Here is a 543-nt window from a genome sequence, read left to right as displayed (position 1 = left end):
GCGCTCGATCTGGCTGACCTTCAGGTGCTGGATCGAGGCCACCGCACCGGCCGCCAGCGCCGGCGGCAGCGCCGTCGTGAAGATGAAGCCGGAGGCAAACGAGCGGATGAAATCGCACAGTGCCGCCGAGGCGGCGATATAGCCACCCATGACGNCGCTCGATCTGGCTGACCTTCAGGTGCTGGATCGAGGCCACCGCACCGGCCGCCAGCGCCGGCGGCAGCGCCGTGGTGAAGATGAAGCCGGAGGCAAACGAGCGGATGAAATCGCACAGTGCCGCCGAGGCGGCGATATAGCCACCCATGACGCCGAAGGCCTTGCCGAGCGTGCCTTCGATCACCGTCAGCCGGTCCATCAGCCCTTCGCGCTCGGCAATGCCGCCGCCGCGCGGGCCGTACATGCCGACGGCATGGACTTCGTCGAGATAGGTCATGGCGCCATACTCGTCGGCGAGATCACAGATCGCCTTGATCGGCGCGATATCGCCATCCATCGAATAGACGGATTCAAACGCGATCAGCTTCGGCGCCTTCGGATCGGCGG

The 543-nt window shown here is 65.9% G+C and carries 1 protein-coding gene and 1 pseudogene; both read right to left on the bottom strand.

Annotated elements, in window-relative coordinates; genetic code table 11:
* A partial coding sequence (locus BN1800_RS44395; RefSeq protein ID WP_143534281.1) for an aminotransferase class I/II-fold pyridoxal phosphate-dependent enzyme occupies positions 1-150 on the bottom strand: 150 nt, incomplete at its 3' end.
* Positions 128-543 (bottom strand): annotated as a pseudogene (locus BN1800_RS39770) (aminotransferase class I/II-fold pyridoxal phosphate-dependent enzyme); the annotation flags it as partial. The pseudogene BN1800_RS39770 and the gene BN1800_RS44395, both read right to left, overlap by 23 nt.

This window comes from Rhizobium sullae (genome assembly GCF_900169785.1).
In the GTDB taxonomy this organism is placed as follows: domain Bacteria; phylum Pseudomonadota; class Alphaproteobacteria; order Rhizobiales; family Rhizobiaceae; genus Rhizobium; species Rhizobium sullae.
The sequence above is the reverse complement of the archived record's forward strand: the minus strand, read 5'-3'. Positions and strand labels throughout refer to the sequence as shown.